This window comes from Microbacterium sp. 69-10, assembly GCF_001897945.1.
In the GTDB taxonomy this organism is placed as follows: Bacteria; Actinomycetota; Actinomycetes; order Actinomycetales; family Microbacteriaceae; genus Microbacterium.
In genome coordinates this window covers 75,538-93,295 of record NZ_MKRT01000029.1, presented here as the reverse complement: position 1 = coordinate 93,295, position 17,758 = coordinate 75,538, and the positions used below count along the sequence as shown (strand labels likewise).

Genomic DNA, 17,758 nt, shown 5'->3' with positions numbered 1-17,758 from the left:
ACCGCTTCGGTTCGACGTTCAAACAAGGCGCACCTTCTTATGCGTTGACATATATGGCACGCCCGAGTCGGGACTGTCAGCGAAACGGTGGGTCTGGCTCATAGCCCTTCCTTTCGGTCAGGCCAGTCCCAGATCCACCGTTTCGCTGACAGTCCCGCGGCCCCGGGTGGCTGAACCTTTTCGTGTTCCGGTTCTGCTGGAACGCTCTCAAGTTCCTCATCATGGGCCCGATCAGCCTCGTCCTCCTTATCCGCGCTCGCCTGGAGGAGTGGGCGGCCCAGCACCGCGACCGCCGTCGTCGAGCACCATGTATTTCGCGACGATGAACTGGCCGGTCGGGTGGGCGTCGGTGAGCCGGAGGCGGGCCGAGTCGAAGCCTCCGGGGAGCAGCGGTGCACCGGAACCTAGGGTGACCGGTGCGATGGAGAGATGGATCTCGTTGAGGCGGCCGATCTTCGCGAACTCTGCGGCGAGCGCGCCGCCGCCGATGATCCAGATGTCGCCGTCGCCGGCTGCCGTGAGGATGCGGTCGAGGTGGTCCGCCGGCGGGCCGTTGACGAAGGTGATGTCCGCGCCGGGAACGACGGGCAGGTCCGTCCGGGTGGTGAAGACGAACGTCGTGCGGTCGCCGTAGAACTCCTGCCATTTCTCGGGGTGCGCGAGGAGGTCTTCGTGTTCGATCAGCCAGCGGTAGGTGGTGGAGCCTTCCACCTGCACGGTCACGCCGGACACGAAGTCCTGGCCTTCGGCGATGGCATCCTGGCCGCCGTCGACCGCGAAGAGCCAGTCGAGGGAGTTGTCCGCGTCGGCGAGGTAGCCATCCAGAGAGGTCGAGGTGTAGTAGACGATCCGTGTCACTCGTCCGCCTTTCGGGGGTGCGGGTGCTCGTCACCCTGAGGAGATCCGAACAGTTGCTGGGCGCCGGCTCGGGTGAGCGCGAGCGGATCGGCGTCCACGAGAGCTCCGGCAAGGACGAGAGATGCGAGGCCATGGACGAGAGCCCACGCGGCGTGGCGGGCCTGTTCCACGGGTATCCCGACGCGTCCTTCGGGCAGACTCGCCGTTCCGGACGCCAGAGCTGCCGCCGCATGATCACGCTGCTCGCGGAGGCCCGGGGTGTCCTCCAGCAGCTCCGGCCGAAACATGACCGCGTAGTGCCCCGGCTTGCTCAGCGCGAATCGCACGTACTCCACCGCCGTCTCGACGAAGTCGCCACGGGCGACGGACGGCGCCAGAGCATCGGCCAGCGCCTCGAAGCCCTCCGTCGCCAACGCCGTGAACAGTCCCCGCCGCGAGCCGAAGTGATGTGCCGGAGCACCGTGAGTCACGCCGGCGCGGCGCGCAAGCTCCCGCAGGGACAGCGTTTCCGGTCCGCTCCGGGCGATCTCCTCCGCGGCGCTCGCCAGCACCTGCTGCCGGAGCCGACCGTGATGATACGTGTCCACCATGAGCGGCATCCTAACCACGGATCTAGACATTGACAACATTGCGTGTCGGGCGCCATGATCTATACGACGACTAGATGAAAGGCGCATGATGGTTCCACTGATCATCCTGATCGTGATCACCCTGGCGGCACGGGGAGTCGGCGCGCTCGGGCTCGGCTACCTGGACTCCTGGTCAGCCGCCCTCGCGATAGGACTCGCGGCGATGTTCACGGTGACCGCGATCTCTCATTGGGTGCAGCCGCGGCGCGACGGGCTGATCGCGATCGTGCCCGCCTGGGTTCCGCACCCGAAGGCCGTCGTCACCGTCACGGGCGCGCTGGAGATGCTGGGAGCGTTTGGCCTGCTCCTGCCGCCGACGCGTGTCGCCGCGGCCATCTGCCTCGCTGCGCTCCTCGTCGCGATGTTCCCCGCGAACGTGCGTGCCGCGCACGGCGTCGATCACCCTGCGGCGCCGACGACGCCGCTTCCTTTGCGCACCGTGCTGCAGGTGATCTTCCTCGCCGCCGCCGTGTTCGTCGCGGTCACCGGCATGGGCTCCCCGCGATGACGACCACCGTGCTGCGCCCGATGACGGAGGCGGACGTCCCGATCGTCAGCGCCATCTGGGCGGCCGCCTGGCGCGACGGTCACGCCGGTCACGTCGACGCCGCACTCGAGGAGATCCGCACCCCTGAGTCGTTCGTCCCGCGTGCCGCGCGGCGGGTGCCCCGCACCGTCGTCGCCGAACAAGGAGACCACGTGGTCGGATTCGCCACGGTCGCAGGCAATGAGGTCGAGGAGCTGTTCGTCGACGGGCGGGCGCGTGGCACGGGCATCGCGATCGCATTGCTGCGGGATGCGGAGGAGCGAATCGCGTCGGGCGGGTGGTCGGACGGGTGGCTGGCAGTCGTCTCTGGCAACGCCCGCGCCCGCCGCTTCTACGAGCGTGAGGGATGGCGGGATGCCGGTCCCCTGATCTATGCGGCCGAAGGATCGGATGGCCCCGTCCTCGTGCCGAGCCGACGATACGAGAGACGCCTGATGGCCGGGCGCGGGTAGCGGCCACTCATGTACTCGCCTACGTCGACCACCCCGGAACCTCTAACGGCCCGGTCGAAGCGATCCACGGCCGACTCGAACGCCTCCGCGGCAGCGCCCTCGGCTCCCGCAGCCTGACCAACGACATCGCCAGATCACTACTCTCAGCCGGCGGGCTCATACCGCGAGCACACCCTCGATTGTGAAGAGCCGAGATAGCGCGGCGGAGGCCGACAAGGAGATGTTCGACCGGTCGATCAGTCACGCTTATGACGATCGGGATAGGCTCAGACGATCGGTACAGAGGGGGAAGCTGTGGAACTTCGAGACATCGAGATATTCCTGACTCTGGCCGACGAGTTGCACTTCGGCCGCACTGCGGAGCGGCTGCGCGTCTCGCAGGCGCGGGTCAGTCAGGTGATCGCGCAGTTCGAGATGCAGATCGGCGGAAGTCTGTTCGATCGTTCGAACCGCAGAGATGTTCGACTCACGCCCGTCGGCGCCCGGTTGCGTGACGACCTGATCCCTGTTCATGACACGCTGCAGGGCAGTCTGGAACGGGCGAAGCTGTCGGCTCGCGGCTTCGACGCCCGACTGCGGGTCGGATTGATGCCCTACAACGTCCCCGCGCTGCACGGCTACTGGGACGAGTTCGCCCGGCGGCACCCGCGATATGACCTGCAGGTGCGTCATGCGTCGTTCAACGACCCGTTCGGCAGCCTGCGCAGAGGCGAGATCGACGTGCTGGTCACCTGGCTCCCGGTGGAAGAGGTGGACCTCACCGTCGGTCCCACGCTGTTCACCGACTCTCGGCTTCTCGCGGTGTCCATCGACCATGAGCTCGCCGGCAGGTCGTCGGTTCCCCTCGAGGCCCTGGCAGATTTCGCCCACATCAAGGTACCGGGCATGCCGGAGGCGTGGGAGAACGGCTACCTGCCGTTCCGCACGCCGAGCGGAAGGGCGATAGAACGCGTGGAGTCCGTCACCAACGCTGACGAACTGCTGCAGCTGGTCAGCACGGGCGAGATCATCCACCCGTTCCCGGCTCACGTGGCCCACTACTGGTCGCTGCCACAGATCCGGTGGCTGCCGATCCCGGATCTGCCACGGCTCAGCTACGCGCTCGTGTGGCGCACGGACGCCGAGAGTGGACCGATCCGCGCCTTCGCCCGAACCGTCGCAGACCTGGGCCCGGTAGCCGAGGTGCGAGAGCGCTGATGACTCAGCCTGCGAGATCGAGCCGGTGCAGCCATCACGCGTCGAACTCGAGCTCCAGCGACAGCTGGAGGGGGCCGATCTCCTTGGCGATCTCGACGAGTTCGCGAGTCCAGCGACCTGCCGGTCCGGCGCGATGCACCATTCCCCATCTCAACATCGGGCGCTCTTCAATCGGGAGGTAGACGGCGTTACCGCGGTCGTAGTACTTGAGTCCCTGGCCGCAGGCGAAAGCCACGGCGCCATCGTCTCCGGCGGTCACTCTGTGCTCGACGGAGAGGTTCTCGACCGACGGTGACGCGACACACGACGCCGGTGCTCCGAGCCGACCCGGGGCACCGGCGCGTCTCAGCGATACGGAAAGTACTTGACTGCCGGTTGAGTATATGCTTCTCTGGAAAGCGCAGTTTCTCGTCCCCAGGCACCGTTCCCCATCAGGAGGCATCATGTCGACATCCGAAGAGAACGCCGGGCCCTCTCCGTCGGCCGCAGCCGAGGCTCTCAGTGCAGCCGATGCGGCGACCCGTCGCATCCGCTCACGTCGTGGGTGGTACATCGCCGGCGCGCTCGTGATGGCGGTGACGCTGAGCGCGTTCAGTATCGCCCTGGCATCGTGGCCGGATCGCCTCGCCGACATGATCGTCCCTGGCGTGCTGGTCGTCGGTGCGATCCTCGCCCTCCTGATGTGGGGCGGTCGGACCATCCCGACGGCGGCGATCGCGGCGTCGAATCGCGTAGTGCTCATCAGTGCCGTACTCATGGTCGTGACTCTGCTGCTGAATCGCCTCCTTCCCGTAGGATTCTCCGGCTGGGTCGTGCTCACCGGGCTGCTCCCGGCGCTGCCCTTCCTCTACCTCGCGTGGCGGGTGGCCCGCGCATGACGCACCCGCGTCATCGCCTCGACGATCTGATCCACTCGCCGGTGCGCCTCTCAGTCATGTCGGCACTGCGCCACGCGGATGCCGTTCACTTCGGGCTTCTGCGCGACACCGTGGAGGTCAGCGACTCCCTGCTGTCCAAACACCTCGCCGCGCTGGAGGCGGCCGGATACCTGGAGGTGACGAAGGGGTACGCCGGACGCCGCCCCCGCACCTGGTACTCCCTCACCGCGCAGGGGCGAGCGGCCTTCGACGCCTACATCGCCGCGCTGCGCGAGATCGTGGACGCAGCCGCGCCTCCGGCGGGTTCCGGCGAATAGTCACTGGTCGACGACGATGCGCGCGACCCCGGCAGCGACCAGGTGCGCAGCAGCCGCGACGATCAGAGGTGCGGCCAGTCCGTCGTGCGACAGCGGGACCACGGCCAGTGCACCGAGCCCGGATGCTGTGATATTCGCGCCGGCCCCGCTGGTGAAGATCTGCCTGCGCAGGCGATCGTCGATCGGTTCCCACTGCTTGCCGACGCAGAGGAGCAGGGCACTTCAGGTGTGCACGCAGAACTCGGCTTCGCGGTCGACGCGGTGCTGCGCGGCATCCGTTGAACCGACGCGCGAGGCCCCTGGGCTCGACTCCAGATCCGCGTGGCCCGCTGTCGCGTCGTGTCGCACATTTCGTCGCCCACCGAAATGTTCCGCGTCTAGCCTGGCCGTATGACAGTTCACCAGTACAGCACGACTCTCTCATGGGAGGGCAGCACGGGCGCGGGATACCGCGCGTACCGCCGAGAGCATGACGTGAGGGTCTCTGAGGAGATCATCACGCTCAGCGCCGACTCCGCGTTCCGTGGCGAGGCATCGCTGCCCAACCCCGAGCAGCTGCTGCTGGCCGCGGCGAGCTCGTGTCTGCTGCTCTCGTTCCTCGCGGTCGCCGCGCAGGCGGGCGTCGACGTGGTTCGCTACGATGACGATGCCGCGGCGTTCATGCCGATGGACGAGCAGCCCGCGCGCATCACGCGCGTCGCGCTGGCGCCGAAGATCACCGTACGCGGCGCCGAGGCAGCGCGCGTGGTCGAGCTTCTCCAGGAAGCGCATGCCGGATGCTACATCGCCAACTCCCTGACAGCGGAGGCGACCATCGCGCCGACCGTGGAGGTGCTGCCGTGAATGACCTCAGCATTCCCGTCGACGACGTTGCCGGCGACGTCAGCCGGATCGGCGCCGTCCTTGGAATCGCCGGCGTGGGCCTCGAAGGCGGGGGAGTGTGGGCGGGTCAGGCACACTATCTCGTCGCCGATGGCGACGCCGCGGTCGTCGCGCTGGAGGCCGCAGGAATCAGTGCGACTTCGGCACCCGCGCTCGTGGTGCCACTGCGCGCGGACGTGCCGGGAGAGATGGGGCGCATGATGTCGGCGCTGCACGACGCGGGTATCCGTGTCGAGGCGCAGTACAGCGATCACGACAACCGCAAGGTCTTCGTGGTCGACGACGTCGAACGTGCGCGGACGCTGCTGGGATGACCGGCCCGTCGCTCGAGCAGCTGGCGCAGGCGCTCGCAGAGCCCCGCCGGTTGCAGATCCTGCAGGAGCTGCTCGGCGGCATCCCGCTCCCCGTCGGAGCTCTCGCCGCTCGCCTCGGCATCGCTCCGTCGACGACGACCGTCCATGTGGCCAGGCTGGTCGGAGCGGGGCTGCTCGACATCGAGCAGCAGGGACGCACCCGACTGGTCCGCATCGCCGACCCGGCCGTCGCCGAGGCTGTCGAGGCCGTTCTGCGCCTGACCGGCGAACCGCAGGTGTCATCGTGGGCTGCGAGCGATCGGCGCGCGGCGATGCGCCGCGCCCGTTCCTGCTACGACCATCTGGCCGGCGACCTGGGCATCGCCGTCGCCGATCGGCTGGTCGAGCAGGGGCTGCTCGATGAGGATCTCAGCTCTGCACACGTCGACGTCGACGACATCGGGTCGGCCCTCGGTCTGGTCCTCCCAGTGGTGGAGTCGCCGCGTCCGCTCGTGCGCGGGTGCCTTGACTGGACGGCCCGGCGACCGCACGTGGCGGGTCGCCTGGGTGCGGCGCTGCTCGAGGCGATGCTGGCGGCAGGGTGGGTGACGCGCCGATCCGAGGACCGGGCGCTGCGGATCACCCCCGTCGGGGCAGAGCACCTGGAGAAGCTTCAGCTCTGATCACCTGCTGACGGTCGATGAACCGGTTCCCGCGAGATCGTGAATCCGGAGGACCGCAGAGGGCGATCCACCGATCCTTCGACCCTGAGTCCGGTGCCGGGCGAACTGCAGTGAGACCGTCCGGTGCCCGGACGAGCGCGACCCAGTCCCCGACCGGAACGTCGGCGTCGGCGTACCGCTCCAGTACCAGGGCGCCGTCGAGTACGCGCAGCCGCCGTGCTCCTCGAGCGGGGGCGGCGGTCGTCGTGCTGAATGCCACCCGCGCGAGTCCCGGGCCGTCGTAGTCGGGGAGGACTTCGCTGGAAGAGAACCCGAGACTCTTATGGAATGCCTGCGACCCGGTGTTCTCCGGGCTGGTCACGCTGTGCACATTCTGTCGCCCCTTCTCCGCGGCGACATCGAAGAACGCCCGGTAGAGTGCACGCCCCACACCCTGTCCCCGCCTGCCGGGGTCGACGCCGATGAATTCGCCCACCACTTGTCGAGAACCATCAGTACCCGCGGATGATCCTCAGGCACAGGATGGCGAGCCACGAGGCCCTCAGGCAGATCCGCGATGTCTCGAAGTTCCACTGCGTCCCCTCTGCGCCGGTGGCCGGAGTCTATCCCACCTCGACATAAGCCTGACTGATCGATCCGTTGGAACATCTCCCGTTGATGACCTTTCGCACCTCTCGCATTCTGGAGTCGATCACCGCACACGGTCGATCACCTCACGCCAACAGGGAGTACAGCATGAAAGCACACGTCAGTTCGATTCTTCTCGGCGTCCAGGACATGGACCGCGCGAAGGAGTTCTACACCGAGGGACTCGGCTGGAAGGTCCAGAGCGACTTCGGCATCTCGGTATTCTTCGAATCCGACGGCGCCTCGCCGGTCGGCTTCTACGAACGTCACGGGCTCGCCGCACAGGTGGGCACGAGCCCGGAGGGCAGTGGATTCAGCGGCGTCGTGCTGACGTACGTTGTCCGTTCTGAGGCGCGCGTTGACGAGGTCGTCGCGGAGGCGCAGGCCGCGGGGGCCACCATTCTCCATCCCGCCGGCCCGCTGCCGTGGGGCGGGTACGGTGGCACGTTCGCCGACCCGGACGGGTACATCTGGAGCGTCGGCTACAGCGAGCACGCCCCCGATCAGCCATACGCGGAGTAGCACCATGCCGGTGTCCGGGGTCGGGCGGTGGTGCCGTCCCGGACACCGCACACAGGTAGAGGAGAGAACATGAAGTTCCTGGCCGTTGTCGAGCCGCCCGAGCCGATGAGGGGGCTGGAGGTGCCGCCCCACGTCGTCGAAGCGCTCGGTGGGGGCGCTCGCCCTGCCGTGAGCATCACGGTCAACGGTCACTCATGGCGGAGCCGGGTCGCGATCATGCGAGGCCGCCACCTGATCGGGCTCAGTAACGCCAATCGACGCGCGGCACAGGCGGAGATCGGTGACGAGGTTGAGGTCGAGCTGACGCTCGACAGCGAACCGCGCATCGTCGTCGAACCCGACGACCTCGCTACTGCGCTGGATATGGACCCGGCTGCCCGTGCTGCCTACGACGCCCTCACCCCCCCAGTCGCAAGCGCGAACTCGTGCGCTCGGTCGAGAGAGCGAAGAGACCTGAGACACGGCAGAGGCGCATCGAACAGGCGATCACCGCGCTGCGGGGCTGATGCCACTTCTACCGAGGTCGATACCGTGCCCGGGCGAGATGCGGCCCTTCGCCCGGGCACGGCGCGATCATGCTCAGATCAGTTCCATCACGGGCCCTTCGTGAACGGCCCGGCAGATCGCGTTGCGGATGCCGTTGGCCTGCTGCGTGGTGAGGGTGCGATCGATCGGTCGCAGATCACATGCAGAACGGTCTGAGGTCGACTCGCGATGTTGCGACCGCCGCCTCCGTTATGGTGGGGAGCATGGAGCCGAATGGCACAGCAGCCCGGTCGGCGCACCTGGCAAGTCCGGCAAGAACGTCGTGAATCGCCGTCCACGGGTGGGGGAGATCGCCGACACGCTGCGCGAGCGGATCATCTCGGGGGACCCGCAGCCGGGGGAGCGGCTGGTGGAGCAGACCCTTGCGAACGATCTGCGGGTGTCGCGGATGCCGATCCGCGAGGCGCTCAACCTCCTCCGCGGTCAGGGCTTCGTCTCGGCCATACCGAACCGCGGAATGGTCGTGCGGCCGCTCTCCGATCAGGGCATCGAGAACCTGTTCGAGGTCCGCGAGGTGCACGACCAGTTGACGGCGCGGCGAGCGGCCGAGCGCGCGACGGACTGGGAGAGCGAGCAGCTGCGCCTGGCGCTCGAGGGCGGCACCACGTCCCTCGGTGCGGATGTGACGGATTCCCATGGCCGGATCAACCGGCACGGATCTGCACGGCAGCGGTCAGCGCCTGCGGCTCGAGGAGATCAGGATCCGGGCGCGCGTGCAGACGCCGGAGGCGATCCTGCGATCGCTCACGATCTCCGGGGCCGACATCGTGCGACGCGCGGATCGGATCGGCCGGGTCGCGCCGGGATACGACGCGGACCTGCTGCTCGTCGACGCCGATCCGCGCGTCGACCTGGACGCGATCGCGGATCCCACCAGGTCGCGCCTGGTGATCACCGCGGGGGAGATCGTCGACTGAGGCGAGAGCTCAGCCCCACAGCTCCCCACCGCGCGCCCGTGCCACGACGATCCCGCGCTGCGACGTCGGGAACCGGTCCAGCATGGCGCGCAGCTCCGCGGCGTCGACGTCGGCGCCGAACGCCTCGGCTCCCGGTTCCAGCATGATCCCGGACGCCAGGGGGCCGGCGATCACGGGATCGAACCCGACGGCATCCACGAGCTGCGAGACGAGTGCGACATCGTCCGCCGCGTCGCCGCAGATGGCGATGGCGCGCCGATCGGGGTCGCCCGCCGGTCGCGCGTCGTCCTCGAGGTCCTGATAGCCCATGTGCCCGAGCGCCTTCACCACTCGGGCGCCCGCCAGATGCGCCTGTACCAGCTCGCTGGTCGAGGTTCGCGGATCGGTCAGATCGGGGCGGATGCCGTCCGCTCCCCACCAGTAGTTCATGGCGTCGATCACGAGCATCCCGCGCAGCAGGTCGGCGGGCAGCGTGCGGTACGCGCCGAGCGGGAGCGCCAGCACCACGGCATCCGCTTCGGTCGCCATCCGCTCGACCGTCACGGCCTGCGCGCCCAGGGCGGCCATCGCACGCGCGATCGGCGCCGGATCACCGGAGCGCGCGACCAGCACGCGATACCCCGCGGATACCGCGAGCGCCGCCAGCACCGAACCCAGCCGCCCCGCGCCGATGATGCCGAGCGTGCGGATGCGATCCATCCCGCCATCGTATGTCCGGGCATGCCGGTGGAGGTCACGGAGCCCGCCCTGCGCCCGACTACTGTGGAACCGGCGCTCCCGATGCGCCGGCCGATCGACGCCGATCGACCGCATCCGACATTCGCGAAATCAGGTCATGTCCTCTCGACGCAACCGCGTGCTCTCCGCCTGGGCGGTGCACGCCTTCACCCTCACAGGGGTCATCTGGGCGACCCTCGCCCTGCTGGCCCTGTTCGACGACGACCCCAAGCTCATGTGGCTGTACCTGGGCATCGCCCTGGTCGTCGACGGAGTGGACGGCACGCTGGCCCGCAAAGCCGAGGTGCGCACCTACGCGCCGCACTTCGACGGGGTGATCCTCGACTCGATCATCGACTACCTGACCTGGACGCTGATCCCCGCGCTGTTCCTGTTCCGCACGGGCCTGCTCGGGGAGGGCGCGCTCGCCGTCATCCTGCTGCTGCTCATCACCGTGTCGTCGATGTTCTGCTACGCCAACACGAAGATGAAGACCGGGGACTACTACTTCCTCGGCTTCCCCGCGGCCTGGAACGTGGTCGCGCTCGCGATCTGGCTGCTGGACGCCGGAACCGCGGTCAACGCGATCATCGTGATCGTGCTGGCGCTGCTGACCTGGGCGCCGATCGCGTTCGTGCATCCGCTGCGGGTCGCGCGGTTCCGAACGCTGAACATCGTCGCGACCGCGGTGTGGATCCTGGCATCCGCTGCCCTTGTGATCGCCTACCCGACCGGCGAGCCCTGGATCGCCGTCGTCTGGGTGCTCTCGGGCGCCTGGGTGATCCTGACCGGCATCATCCGCACGGTCGCGGCGACCCGCGCGCTGCGGTAGCGCCGGCGCAGAGCCCGCTCCTGCAGGTACTTGACCACCTCGATCGAGATGCTCGCGATCGTCAGCGCGGCGATGACGGCCACCACGAACGGCGGATAGTCGCGTCCGTGCATCCAGAAGTAGACATACGGCGCGGCGAAGGTCGTGATGGTGGTGAGCGTCGCCAGCATCCGGATCCACCGGCGCGGGGCGAACAGCATCGCCAGCACGCCCCAGGTGTACGGCACCGCGGTGAGGATGTCGATCATCCAGAGCACGAGCAGACTGCCGTGGAACTGCGGGATGAACGCCACAGGGAGGGCGCGCAGCGCGGAGTAGATGCCGACGGCCAGGTACACCGGCACGCTCGGTTCACCCAACAGACGACGGAGCGGATGCATGCGCCGGACGGGTGCGTCCTGTGGCAGCAGGCGCATCGCCGCGCGCGGGACGTGCCTGGTCGGCATCCCGGTGAGCGCCTCGGCCGTCTCGGCAGGAGCGGATGCCAGGCAGAACCGCAGCAGCTGCACGACGTTCACGGCGTGCAGCGCGTCGTCGTCCTGCGGGGCGTCATCGACGGGGTGGACGAGCCCCGGCAGATCATCGGCGAGCAGCGCGGCGTCCAGGGGTGAAGCGACCTCGACGAACAGGATCCGGATGCCGTGCTCGAGCGCCTCGCGCAGCACGATGACGCGCTGGAGGGGATCGCGCAGCCGCGCGGTCTCGACGAAGCGGGCGTTCCGCGGGCCGAGCTCGGCGAGACGAGGGACGCCGGCGACCGCGCAGATCGCGTCGGCCCGCAGCGCCCGCGACGCGATGCGCGGGTCGGCGGCGAGTGTCTCGGGGGAGACGAGCAGCTTCTGCTGCATGCGACGCAACCAGGGGCTGCGCGCGGGCCTTCTGCTCCCCATACCCGAAGCCTAGCGGGAGCGTGCTGACCGTCCGCCGTGGGGCGTGGCGGGTCCGAGGCGCGGGCGCTAGCCGCGCCGCCGAGGTCCTCCGCTGAACGCCGCCGGGAGGCCCGCAGCGTGGCGGTCCTCCCGGCGGTGCCCCGTCTATGCGGCGATCAGCTCGTGCCGGGCCACCATCGCCCGTCGCACGTCGAAGCTGGAGTCGAAGCGTGCGGCGGGCAGGGCGTCGAGCACGGCGAGGTCCTCATCGGAGAGGCCATCCCGTGTCGCCTCGCGGACGAGGTCGTCGGTCGTGGCGGGATACTCCATCCCGGCGAGGAAACGGTCGAGACGGGAGACGGATGCGGTCATCATGTCATTCCTTTCCACGGAGGCGGGAGGGCCGGGCGCCCGAGCGCGCCCGGCCCTCGCCGTCAGGCCGCGATCTCCTCGCGGTGCTCCGACGACTCCACGGCGATCTTGCGCGGCTTCGCCCGCTCGCTCACCGGGATGACGACGGTGAGGACGCCGTTCTCGTAGGAGGCGCTGATGCGGTCGACGTCGACGCCGTCTCCCAGGGTGAACTGGCGCAGGAACATTCCCGAGCTGCGCTCACGCGTGAGCCACCGGGAGCCCTCGCCGGTGTCAGCGGTGCGCTGCGCGCGGATGGAGAGCTGGGACCCGTCGACGTCGACGTCGATCGATCCGGGGTCGACACCGGGGAGATCCGCATGCAGGACGTAGGCGTCTCCGTCGCGGAAGAGGTCCACCGGCATCAGTCGAGGCGATCGAACGGAATCCAGCACGCTCGCAGCAAAACGATCGAGCTGGCTGATCGGATCGAATGTCATTCCCATGGTGTACTCCTTTCGATCTGCCCGTGAGACGGGCTCAGGTGGAGGATGCAGGGGATCTGCATCCGAAGGTGTAGATTTGTTATAGATCAAGCCACCGAAAATCGCAACCCAATCGGAGAAGTCTCAGAGATGACAGAACCTGACAGGGCCACACCGCTCTACGGGATCGCCGTGGCCGCCCAGCTCGTGGACATGCCCGAGGCCACGCTGCGCCTCTTCGAACGACACGGCCTGCTCGATCCGCATCGCAGTGACGGCGGCACCCGGCGCTACAGCGGCAACGACATCGACCGTCTGCGCAGGGTCGGGCGACTGCGCGACGAGGGCATGAACCTCGCCGGGATCGGACGCGTGCTGGAGCTCGAGGACGAGAACGCCGGGTTGCGCGCGGAGCTGGCCGCCGAAAGGGCCGAATCCGACGAGTGATCCGCCGGGGCGTCAGGCGTTCAGGCCCAGGCGGCCTCGGTGACGCGCTGCGGGTGAGCGCCGGCGTCGTACACGCGCACCCAGTGCACCTCGACCGCGATGACCGCGAAGCCGTCGGCCAGAGCGCGCGATCCGGGAAAGCGCGCACTGTAGGCCTCGCCCAGACGTCGCCGCTCGTCGGCGACGCTCACGCGCGCTCGGCCCTCGAGCTGCACGGTCACGTCGGCGTCGGTGACCACGATCGCCACCCGCGGGCGGGCGCGGATGTTCGCCACCTTCCGGGAGCTCTCGAGGGCGTCGAGCACCAGGAGCCCGTCGTCCGTCGCGGTCAGCCCCACGAAGGCGGCCTGCGGCTCGGCATCCGACCCGACCGACGCGACCACGCCCGCTCCGCAGGTGCGGACGAACTGCGCGACGGCGGAGCGGTCAGCGGCATCGAAGCTCATGAGTCCGACGATAGGGGCAGCGCGCGCTCCCAGGAGGCGACGCCGCCGGGGACGACGCGGAACAGCGGGTGCGGCCGAGGCTGCTCCTGAGCCCACCGCTCGGCATCCGCCGGACTTCGCACCCGCAGCTTCGCTCCGAGATGCTCCCACTCCAGCTCGAGCTGCCCTTCGGTCACATCGAGGATCGCTCCAGGGCTCGACGGGGAGATGATCCGGGACCGATCGAAGCGATAGCCGCGGGCATCCGCCTCGTCGGCCACCCCGCTGAGGTAGGCGCCCACCGCAGACAGCGGATCGGGAACGGCGCGGAAGCGCTCCAGCTGCGGATGCCGCTGATATCCCCGGGTGCGCCCGGCGAGCACCGCCTGCGCCAGCAGCGCCTCGCGCCAGCAGGCCACCAGTGCGGCCCGGTCGAGCTGCGAGGGGTGCACCGACCAGAGCCTCATGCCGAGACCTCATTCCGGGCTTCGGCATCCTGCGATGCCTGGGGCTGCTCGGCATCGCGCCGGGCCAGGCGGGAGGGCCACCAGATGACGCGGCCGAGATCGTAGGAGAGCGCCGGCACCAGCAGGGAGCGCACCACGAAGGTGTCCAGCAGCACGCCGAAGGCCACGATGAACGCGATCTGCACCAGGAACAGGATCGGGATCACGGACAGCGCCGCGAAGGTCGCCGCCAGCACCAGGCCCGCCGAGGTGATCACGCCGCCGGTCACCGAGAGGCCGCGCAGAATGCCCTCGCGCGTGCCGTGGCGGCGGGACTCCTCTCGCACCCGCGTCATCAGGAAGATGTTGTAGTCGATGCCCAGTGCGACCAGGAACACGAAACCGAACAGCGGCACCGCCGGGTCGGCTCCGGGAAAGCGGAACACGCCGTTGAACACCAGCGCCGCGACGCCCATCGCCGACCCGAACGACAGCACGGTGGTCAGGATGAGCAGCACAGGGGCGAGGACCGCCCGCAGCAGCAGCATCAGGATGACCAGGATCACGCCGAGGATCACCGGGATGATCAGGTTGCGATCGTGGATCGACGCCGCGTTCGTGTCGACGGCGGTGGCGGTGACCCCACCCACCAGCGCATCCGTGCCCTTCAGGTCTGCCCGCAGCCGCTCGACGGTGCGCTCCGCGGACGCGGAATCCGCGGCATCCGTCAGCGTGCCCTGCAGCAGCACCCGGCCGTCGACGACCGTGGGCTCAGGCGCGGGGGTACCGGGAGGACCGAAGGCGGTGATACCGTCCTCGGTGATCGGGGTGCTGCCGGACGGCGAGTCCGACGCCGTCACGGAGACGCCGTCGATTCCGTCGTCCGCGAGCAGCACGTCGGCGACGTCCTGCAGTCGCGACTCCTCCGCGAGCACGTAGACCGGACTCCCGGAGCCTCCGGGGAAGTGCTCGCCGAGCACGGCCTGCCCGTCCCGCGCCTCGGACGTGCCGAGCACGAGGTCGGACTGCGGCACTCCGCCGGCATCGAGCTGCACCGCGCCCGCGGCGGCCACCGCGAGCACGAGTGCGGTGGGGATCCAGATCGCGCGGGGGTGACGGCGGATGCCCCGCGCCAGCCGCGGCCACAGGCCCCGACCCTGCAGCGGGTCGGCCTGCGTCGTGAGGCCCGGTTCGAACGCGGGCCGGCGCGGCCAGAACGCCGCCCGCCCGGCGAGACCCAGCAGTGCGGGCAGCAGCGTGAGCGCGGCGAGCATGGCGAACACGATGCCGATCGCCGCCACCGGGCCCAGGGTGCTGTTCGACTTCAGGTCGCTCAGCAGCAGGCACAGCAGACCTGCGATCACCGTGCCGCCGGAGGCGAGGATCGGCTCGAAGGCGCCCTTCCACGCTGCGCGCACGGCCGTCCAGCGGTTCTCGGTGGTGTGCAGCTCCTCGCGGAACCGGGCGACCAGCAGCAGCGAGTAGTCCGTCGCGGCGCCGATCACCAGGATGAACAGGATGCCCTGGGTCTGGCCGCTCAACAGCAGGATCCCGAGCTTCGCGGCCCACCACACGACCAGGAGCGCCACGCACAGGGCGAACATGCTGGTGCACAGCACGATCAGAGGCAGCAGGAGCGAGCGGTACACGATCACGAGGATCACGAGCACGGCCAGCAGTGCCACCAGCAGCAGGATGCCGTCGATGCCGGAGAAGCCGGCGAGGAGATCCGCGGTGAACCCGGCCGGTCCAGTGATGTGCACGGTGACGCCGTCGGGCACGCTCTTGCGCAGATCGGCCGACAGTGCGGTGGTGACCTCGCCGACCTCGGCATCCGCGTCGATCGGCACGAACGCCTGCGCGGCCAGACCGTCGTCCGAGACCAGTACGGGGGAGGAGCTGTCCTTCACACCTTCGGCGGCGGTCGCATCCTCGAGCGCGGCGGCGAGCTCGTCCTCGAGCGCGTCGTCGATCTTGGCATCGGATGAGAAGACGACCACGGCCGGGATCGAGTCGGAACCGAGGAAGTCGCCCAGCGACTTCTGCACCGCGGTGGCCGCCGCCGAATCCGGCAGATAGGCGGTGGCGTCGTTGGACGAGACCTCGTCGATCTTCCCGAACAGCGGTCCGCCGAGGCCGGCTCCCACCAGCCACAGCAGGATGAGCGCGGACGAGAAGAGGACTCGCGGCCAGGTGCGGTGCGTCTTCTCGGTGCTGTGCGACATGACGGGCCCTTCTTCGCTGGAATCAAGAAGAGGATATTGCTAGCCAAGCTAGAAAACAACTGGGCGTGAATAGAGGAAAGGCTAGAATGCGGGGCATGCGAGAGGAATCCGCCGCAGCGGGCATCCCGGCCGAAGACGGCCGGACGACGCAGACGCCCGACGGCCTTGCCGATGCCGACGTCTACGACGTCGACTACAGCGATCCGGACCAGCTGCTGGTCGATCGCGAGGGCATCCCGGCCGCCGACGTGCGGCAGATCACCGAGCTGATGTCGTCGCTGGGGGAGCTCCGCGACGCGGAGGAGCGGCTCTCCGAGGCCTCGCGCCGCTACATGCGGCTCAATGACACCGACATGCGCGCCCTGCACTACCTGATCGTGTGCGCCCACCGCGGGATCCTCGCGACGCCCGGCGGCATCGCCCACCATCTGCGCATATCGTCGGCCTCGACCACCAAGCTCCTCGACAGGCTGGAGCGCGGCGGGCACATCGTGCGTGCACCGCACCCCACCGACCGGCGGGCGCTGGCGATCTCGATCACCCCGCAGACGCATCAGGCCGCCATGGAGACGGTGGGCAGGCAGCAGGCGAAGCGCTTCTACGCGGCGGCGCGACTCACCGCAGCCGAGCGCGATGTGGTGATCCGCTTCCTGAGAGACATGGCGCGCGAGATCGCACCCGGCGACGAGGCGTGGACTCAGCGGCAGCCGGAGGACTGACCGCCGCCCCGCCCACCGAGCGCTCGCGGTGCCTAGAGTGTGGTCATGGAGAAGAATCGAGCGGAGGAGCCCGAGCGGCCGGCCGCCGTCGACGCCGAGGAGGCGCTGCGCGAAGCCGACGCTGCTGCGGGCGCCGCGAAGGCTGAGGCGAATCGCTGGGGCGGCGCAGACAAGAAGCCCACCGAGCCGAAGGACCGCTTCTGGTGAGCTGGGACGAGATCACCGAGCCCCGGCGGCGAGAGGAACTGCTCGCGGCGGCCGTCGCCCGCGCGTACGGGGCGAAGGCCGCGGCCGAACGACAGGAGACCCCGGCCCCCGAGTCGCCCTCCGGCGAGATCTGGTCGACCGATGACGGACGGTCGACCGTGTGGGCCATCCCTGGCGAAGGCGAGGTGGTGCTCGCCGATGTGCACACCGCTGAGCAGGACCCCGAGGCGGTCTGGGCGCTTCTCGAAGACCTGGCGGTCGTGGCGGGCTGGACGGGCATCTGGCATTTCAGCTCCTTCAGCGGCGACCCCTTCATGGCCGCGCTCGCCGAATCCGCGGATGCACTGCGGGTCGCGACGAAGATGCGCGTCGAAGTGGCTGAGGTACCGGCGCCGAGCGGCATCCGACTGCATCCGATGGACGACGCGGACTACGCAGCCTTCCGCGACGCGTCGGATGAGGAGTACGCCCAGGAGCGCTTCGACTCCGGCGCCGACCCGACGATCGAGGCCGCGCGCCGGACCACGGCCGAGCAGATGCTCGAGCTGCTGCCCGACGGGCTGCAGACGTCGGGGAACCGGTTCTGGACCGTCCGCGACGGCGATGACCGGCGTGTGGGGATCCTGTGGCTGCATCTGCGCGAGAACCTCGGGTTCATCTACGACATCGCCATGGATGAGGATCGGC

At 69.0% G+C, this 17,758-nt stretch carries 27 protein-coding genes and 3 pseudogenes; 19 read left to right on the top strand and 11 right to left on the bottom strand.

Going from position 1 to position 17,758, the window contains the following annotated elements:
• Positions 1-246 precede the first annotated feature (246 nt).
• Positions 247-858, bottom strand: a complete 612-nt coding sequence (locus tag BGN97_RS16425) for a dihydrofolate reductase family protein (RefSeq protein WP_292703860.1) — start codon at positions 856-858, stop codon at positions 247-249.
• The gene (locus BGN97_RS16420; RefSeq protein WP_292703856.1) at positions 855-1,448 is read right to left on the bottom strand and encodes a TetR/AcrR family transcriptional regulator; all 594 of its coding nucleotides are present in this window, start codon (positions 1,446-1,448) and stop codon (positions 855-857) included. The genes BGN97_RS16425 and BGN97_RS16420 overlap by 4 nt, the downstream gene beginning before the upstream one ends.
• Before the next feature lie 85 nt (positions 1,449-1,533).
• On the opposite strand from BGN97_RS16420, the gene BGN97_RS16415 reads away from it, so the two are divergent.
• From BGN97_RS16415 to BGN97_RS16400, 4 genes and pseudogenes are all read left to right on the top strand, one after another.
• A complete protein-coding gene (locus BGN97_RS16415) occupies positions 1,534-1,995 on the top strand; it encodes a hypothetical protein (RefSeq protein WP_246829126.1) in 462 nt (153 codons plus the stop codon).
• Positions 1,992-2,486 (top strand): GNAT family N-acetyltransferase, encoded by a 495-nt coding sequence (locus BGN97_RS16410; RefSeq protein ID WP_292703849.1) that lies wholly within the window; start codon positions 1,992-1,994, stop codon positions 2,484-2,486. Before BGN97_RS16415 ends, BGN97_RS16410 begins: the two co-directional genes overlap by 4 nt.
• 11 nt (positions 2,487-2,497) lie before the next feature.
• A pseudogene (locus tag BGN97_RS16405) lies at positions 2,498-2,671 on the top strand (ISL3 family transposase); the annotation flags it as partial.
• Between the two features lie 109 nt (positions 2,672-2,780).
• Positions 2,781-3,683, top strand: coding sequence for a LysR family transcriptional regulator (locus BGN97_RS16400; protein WP_292703846.1), 903 nt, complete (start codon positions 2,781-2,783; stop codon positions 3,681-3,683).
• A 34-nt stretch (positions 3,684-3,717) separates the two neighbouring features.
• On the opposite strand, the gene BGN97_RS16395 is transcribed toward BGN97_RS16400, so the two are convergent.
• A complete protein-coding gene (locus BGN97_RS16395; protein ID WP_292703843.1) occupies positions 3,718-3,942 on the bottom strand; it encodes a hypothetical protein in 225 nt (74 codons plus the stop codon).
• 184 nt (positions 3,943-4,126) lie between these two features.
• On the opposite strand from BGN97_RS16395, the gene BGN97_RS16390 reads away from it, so the two are divergent.
• The 5 genes from BGN97_RS16390 (at position 4,127) to BGN97_RS16370 (ending at position 6,736) form a co-directional block, all read left to right on the top strand.
• Positions 4,127-4,561, top strand: a complete 435-nt coding sequence (locus tag BGN97_RS16390; protein ID WP_292703840.1) for a hypothetical protein — start codon at positions 4,127-4,129, stop codon at positions 4,559-4,561.
• Positions 4,558-4,878, top strand: coding sequence for a transcriptional regulator (locus BGN97_RS16385; RefSeq protein ID WP_292703837.1), 321 nt, complete (start codon positions 4,558-4,560; stop codon positions 4,876-4,878). Before BGN97_RS16390 ends, BGN97_RS16385 begins: the two co-directional genes overlap by 4 nt.
• Positions 4,879-5,268: 390 nt before the next feature.
• On the top strand, positions 5,269-5,721 hold the full coding sequence (locus BGN97_RS16380) for an OsmC family protein (protein ID WP_292703835.1): 453 nt from the start codon (positions 5,269-5,271) through the stop codon (positions 5,719-5,721).
• Positions 5,718-6,074 (top strand): hypothetical protein, encoded by a 357-nt coding sequence (locus tag BGN97_RS16375; protein ID WP_292703832.1) that lies wholly within the window; start codon positions 5,718-5,720, stop codon positions 6,072-6,074. The genes BGN97_RS16380 and BGN97_RS16375 overlap by 4 nt, the downstream gene beginning before the upstream one ends.
• Complete coding sequence (locus BGN97_RS16370; RefSeq protein ID WP_292703829.1) at positions 6,071-6,736, top strand: metalloregulator ArsR/SmtB family transcription factor; 666 nt, start codon at positions 6,071-6,073, stop codon at positions 6,734-6,736. Before BGN97_RS16375 ends, BGN97_RS16370 begins: the two co-directional genes overlap by 4 nt.
• On the opposite strand, the gene BGN97_RS16365 is transcribed toward BGN97_RS16370, so the two are convergent.
• Positions 6,693-7,211 (bottom strand): GNAT family N-acetyltransferase, encoded by a 519-nt coding sequence (locus BGN97_RS16365; protein WP_292703827.1) that lies wholly within the window; start codon positions 7,209-7,211, stop codon positions 6,693-6,695. The two genes, BGN97_RS16370 and BGN97_RS16365, sit on opposite strands and share 44 nt — an antisense overlap.
• 260 nt (positions 7,212-7,471) lie before the next feature.
• Between BGN97_RS16365 and BGN97_RS16360 the strand changes: the two genes are divergently transcribed.
• The 5 genes and pseudogenes from BGN97_RS16360 to BGN97_RS16350 all read left to right on the top strand — a co-directional run bounded on the left by BGN97_RS16360 (position 7,472) and on the right by BGN97_RS16350 (position 9,348).
• The gene (locus BGN97_RS16360; protein ID WP_292703824.1) at positions 7,472-7,885 is read left to right on the top strand and encodes a VOC family protein; all 414 of its coding nucleotides are present in this window, start codon (positions 7,472-7,474) and stop codon (positions 7,883-7,885) included.
• A 69-nt stretch (positions 7,886-7,954) separates the two neighbouring features.
• A pseudogene (locus BGN97_RS18535) lies at positions 7,955-8,128 on the top strand (DUF1905 domain-containing protein); the annotation flags it as partial.
• A gap of 182 nt (positions 8,129-8,310) precedes the next feature.
• Positions 8,311-8,391, top strand: coding sequence for a YdeI/OmpD-associated family protein (locus BGN97_RS18530; protein ID WP_363331447.1), 81 nt, complete (start codon positions 8,311-8,313; stop codon positions 8,389-8,391).
• A gap of 128 nt (positions 8,392-8,519) precedes the next feature.
• Positions 8,520-8,885 (top strand): annotated as a pseudogene (locus tag BGN97_RS18525) (GntR family transcriptional regulator); the annotation flags it as partial.
• 181 nt (positions 8,886-9,066) lie between these two features.
• Positions 9,067-9,348 (top strand): amidohydrolase family protein, encoded by a 282-nt coding sequence (locus BGN97_RS16350; protein WP_292703819.1) that lies wholly within the window; start codon positions 9,067-9,069, stop codon positions 9,346-9,348.
• A 9-nt stretch (positions 9,349-9,357) separates the two neighbouring features.
• Here the strand turns inward: BGN97_RS16350 and BGN97_RS16345 are convergent, their stop codons facing one another.
• Positions 9,358-10,047, bottom strand: coding sequence for an NAD(P)-binding domain-containing protein (locus tag BGN97_RS16345; RefSeq protein WP_292703816.1), 690 nt, complete (start codon positions 10,045-10,047; stop codon positions 9,358-9,360).
• 136 nt (positions 10,048-10,183) lie between these two features.
• On the opposite strand from BGN97_RS16345, the gene BGN97_RS16340 reads away from it, so the two are divergent.
• A complete protein-coding gene (locus tag BGN97_RS16340) occupies positions 10,184-10,897 on the top strand; it encodes a hypothetical protein (RefSeq protein WP_292703813.1) in 714 nt (237 codons plus the stop codon).
• Here BGN97_RS16340 and BGN97_RS16335 read toward each other — a convergent pair.
• The 3 genes from BGN97_RS16335 to BGN97_RS16325 all read right to left on the bottom strand — a co-directional run bounded on the left by BGN97_RS16335 (position 10,789) and on the right by BGN97_RS16325 (position 12,623).
• Positions 10,789-11,787 carry a hypothetical protein gene (locus BGN97_RS16335; protein ID WP_292703809.1) on the bottom strand — a complete coding sequence of 333 codons (999 nt, stop codon included), beginning with the start codon at positions 11,785-11,787 and terminating at the stop codon, positions 10,789-10,791. The genes BGN97_RS16340 and BGN97_RS16335 overlap by 109 nt on opposite strands.
• A 144-nt stretch (positions 11,788-11,931) precedes the next feature.
• Positions 11,932-12,141, bottom strand: a complete 210-nt coding sequence (locus BGN97_RS16330) for a DUF2795 domain-containing protein (RefSeq protein ID WP_292703807.1) — start codon at positions 12,139-12,141, stop codon at positions 11,932-11,934.
• A 59-nt stretch (positions 12,142-12,200) separates the two neighbouring features.
• Positions 12,201-12,623: an Hsp20/alpha crystallin family protein gene (locus tag BGN97_RS16325; RefSeq protein WP_292703805.1), complete on the bottom strand. Its 423-nt coding sequence runs from the start codon at positions 12,621-12,623 to the stop codon at positions 12,201-12,203.
• Between the two features lie 129 nt (positions 12,624-12,752).
• On the opposite strand from BGN97_RS16325, the gene BGN97_RS16320 reads away from it, so the two are divergent.
• Positions 12,753-13,049 carry a MerR family transcriptional regulator gene (locus BGN97_RS16320; RefSeq protein WP_292703802.1) on the top strand — a complete coding sequence of 99 codons (297 nt, stop codon included), beginning with the start codon at positions 12,753-12,755 and terminating at the stop codon, positions 13,047-13,049.
• A gap of 20 nt (positions 13,050-13,069) precedes the next feature.
• Here the strand turns inward: BGN97_RS16320 and BGN97_RS16315 are convergent, their stop codons facing one another.
• Genes BGN97_RS16315 through BGN97_RS16305 form a run of 3 tightly spaced genes read right to left on the bottom strand, consistent with a single transcriptional unit; the run spans position 13,070 to position 16,145 of the window.
• Complete coding sequence (locus tag BGN97_RS16315) at positions 13,070-13,495, bottom strand: pyridoxamine 5'-phosphate oxidase family protein (protein ID WP_292703800.1); 426 nt, start codon at positions 13,493-13,495, stop codon at positions 13,070-13,072.
• A complete protein-coding gene (locus tag BGN97_RS16310) occupies positions 13,492-13,941 on the bottom strand; it encodes a pyrimidine dimer DNA glycosylase/endonuclease V (RefSeq protein ID WP_292703798.1) in 450 nt (149 codons plus the stop codon). Before BGN97_RS16310 ends, BGN97_RS16315 begins: the two co-directional genes overlap by 4 nt.
• Entirely contained in the window at positions 13,938-16,145 is a 2,208-nt protein-coding gene (locus BGN97_RS16305; RefSeq protein ID WP_292703796.1) for an efflux RND transporter permease subunit, read from the bottom strand. The genes BGN97_RS16310 and BGN97_RS16305 overlap by 4 nt, the downstream gene beginning before the upstream one ends.
• Before the next feature lie 95 nt (positions 16,146-16,240).
• On the opposite strand from BGN97_RS16305, the gene BGN97_RS16300 reads away from it, so the two are divergent.
• The 3 genes from BGN97_RS16300 to BGN97_RS16290 form a co-directional block, all read left to right on the top strand.
• Positions 16,241-16,864 (top strand): MarR family transcriptional regulator, encoded by a 624-nt coding sequence (locus BGN97_RS16300; RefSeq protein WP_292703794.1) that lies wholly within the window; start codon positions 16,241-16,243, stop codon positions 16,862-16,864.
• 45 nt (positions 16,865-16,909) lie between these two features.
• Complete coding sequence (locus BGN97_RS16295) at positions 16,910-17,071, top strand: hypothetical protein (RefSeq protein WP_285630038.1); 162 nt, start codon at positions 16,910-16,912, stop codon at positions 17,069-17,071.
• On the top strand, positions 17,068-17,758 hold a 691-nt coding region (locus BGN97_RS16290), incomplete at its 3' end, for a hypothetical protein (protein ID WP_292703791.1). The genes BGN97_RS16295 and BGN97_RS16290, both read left to right, overlap by 4 nt.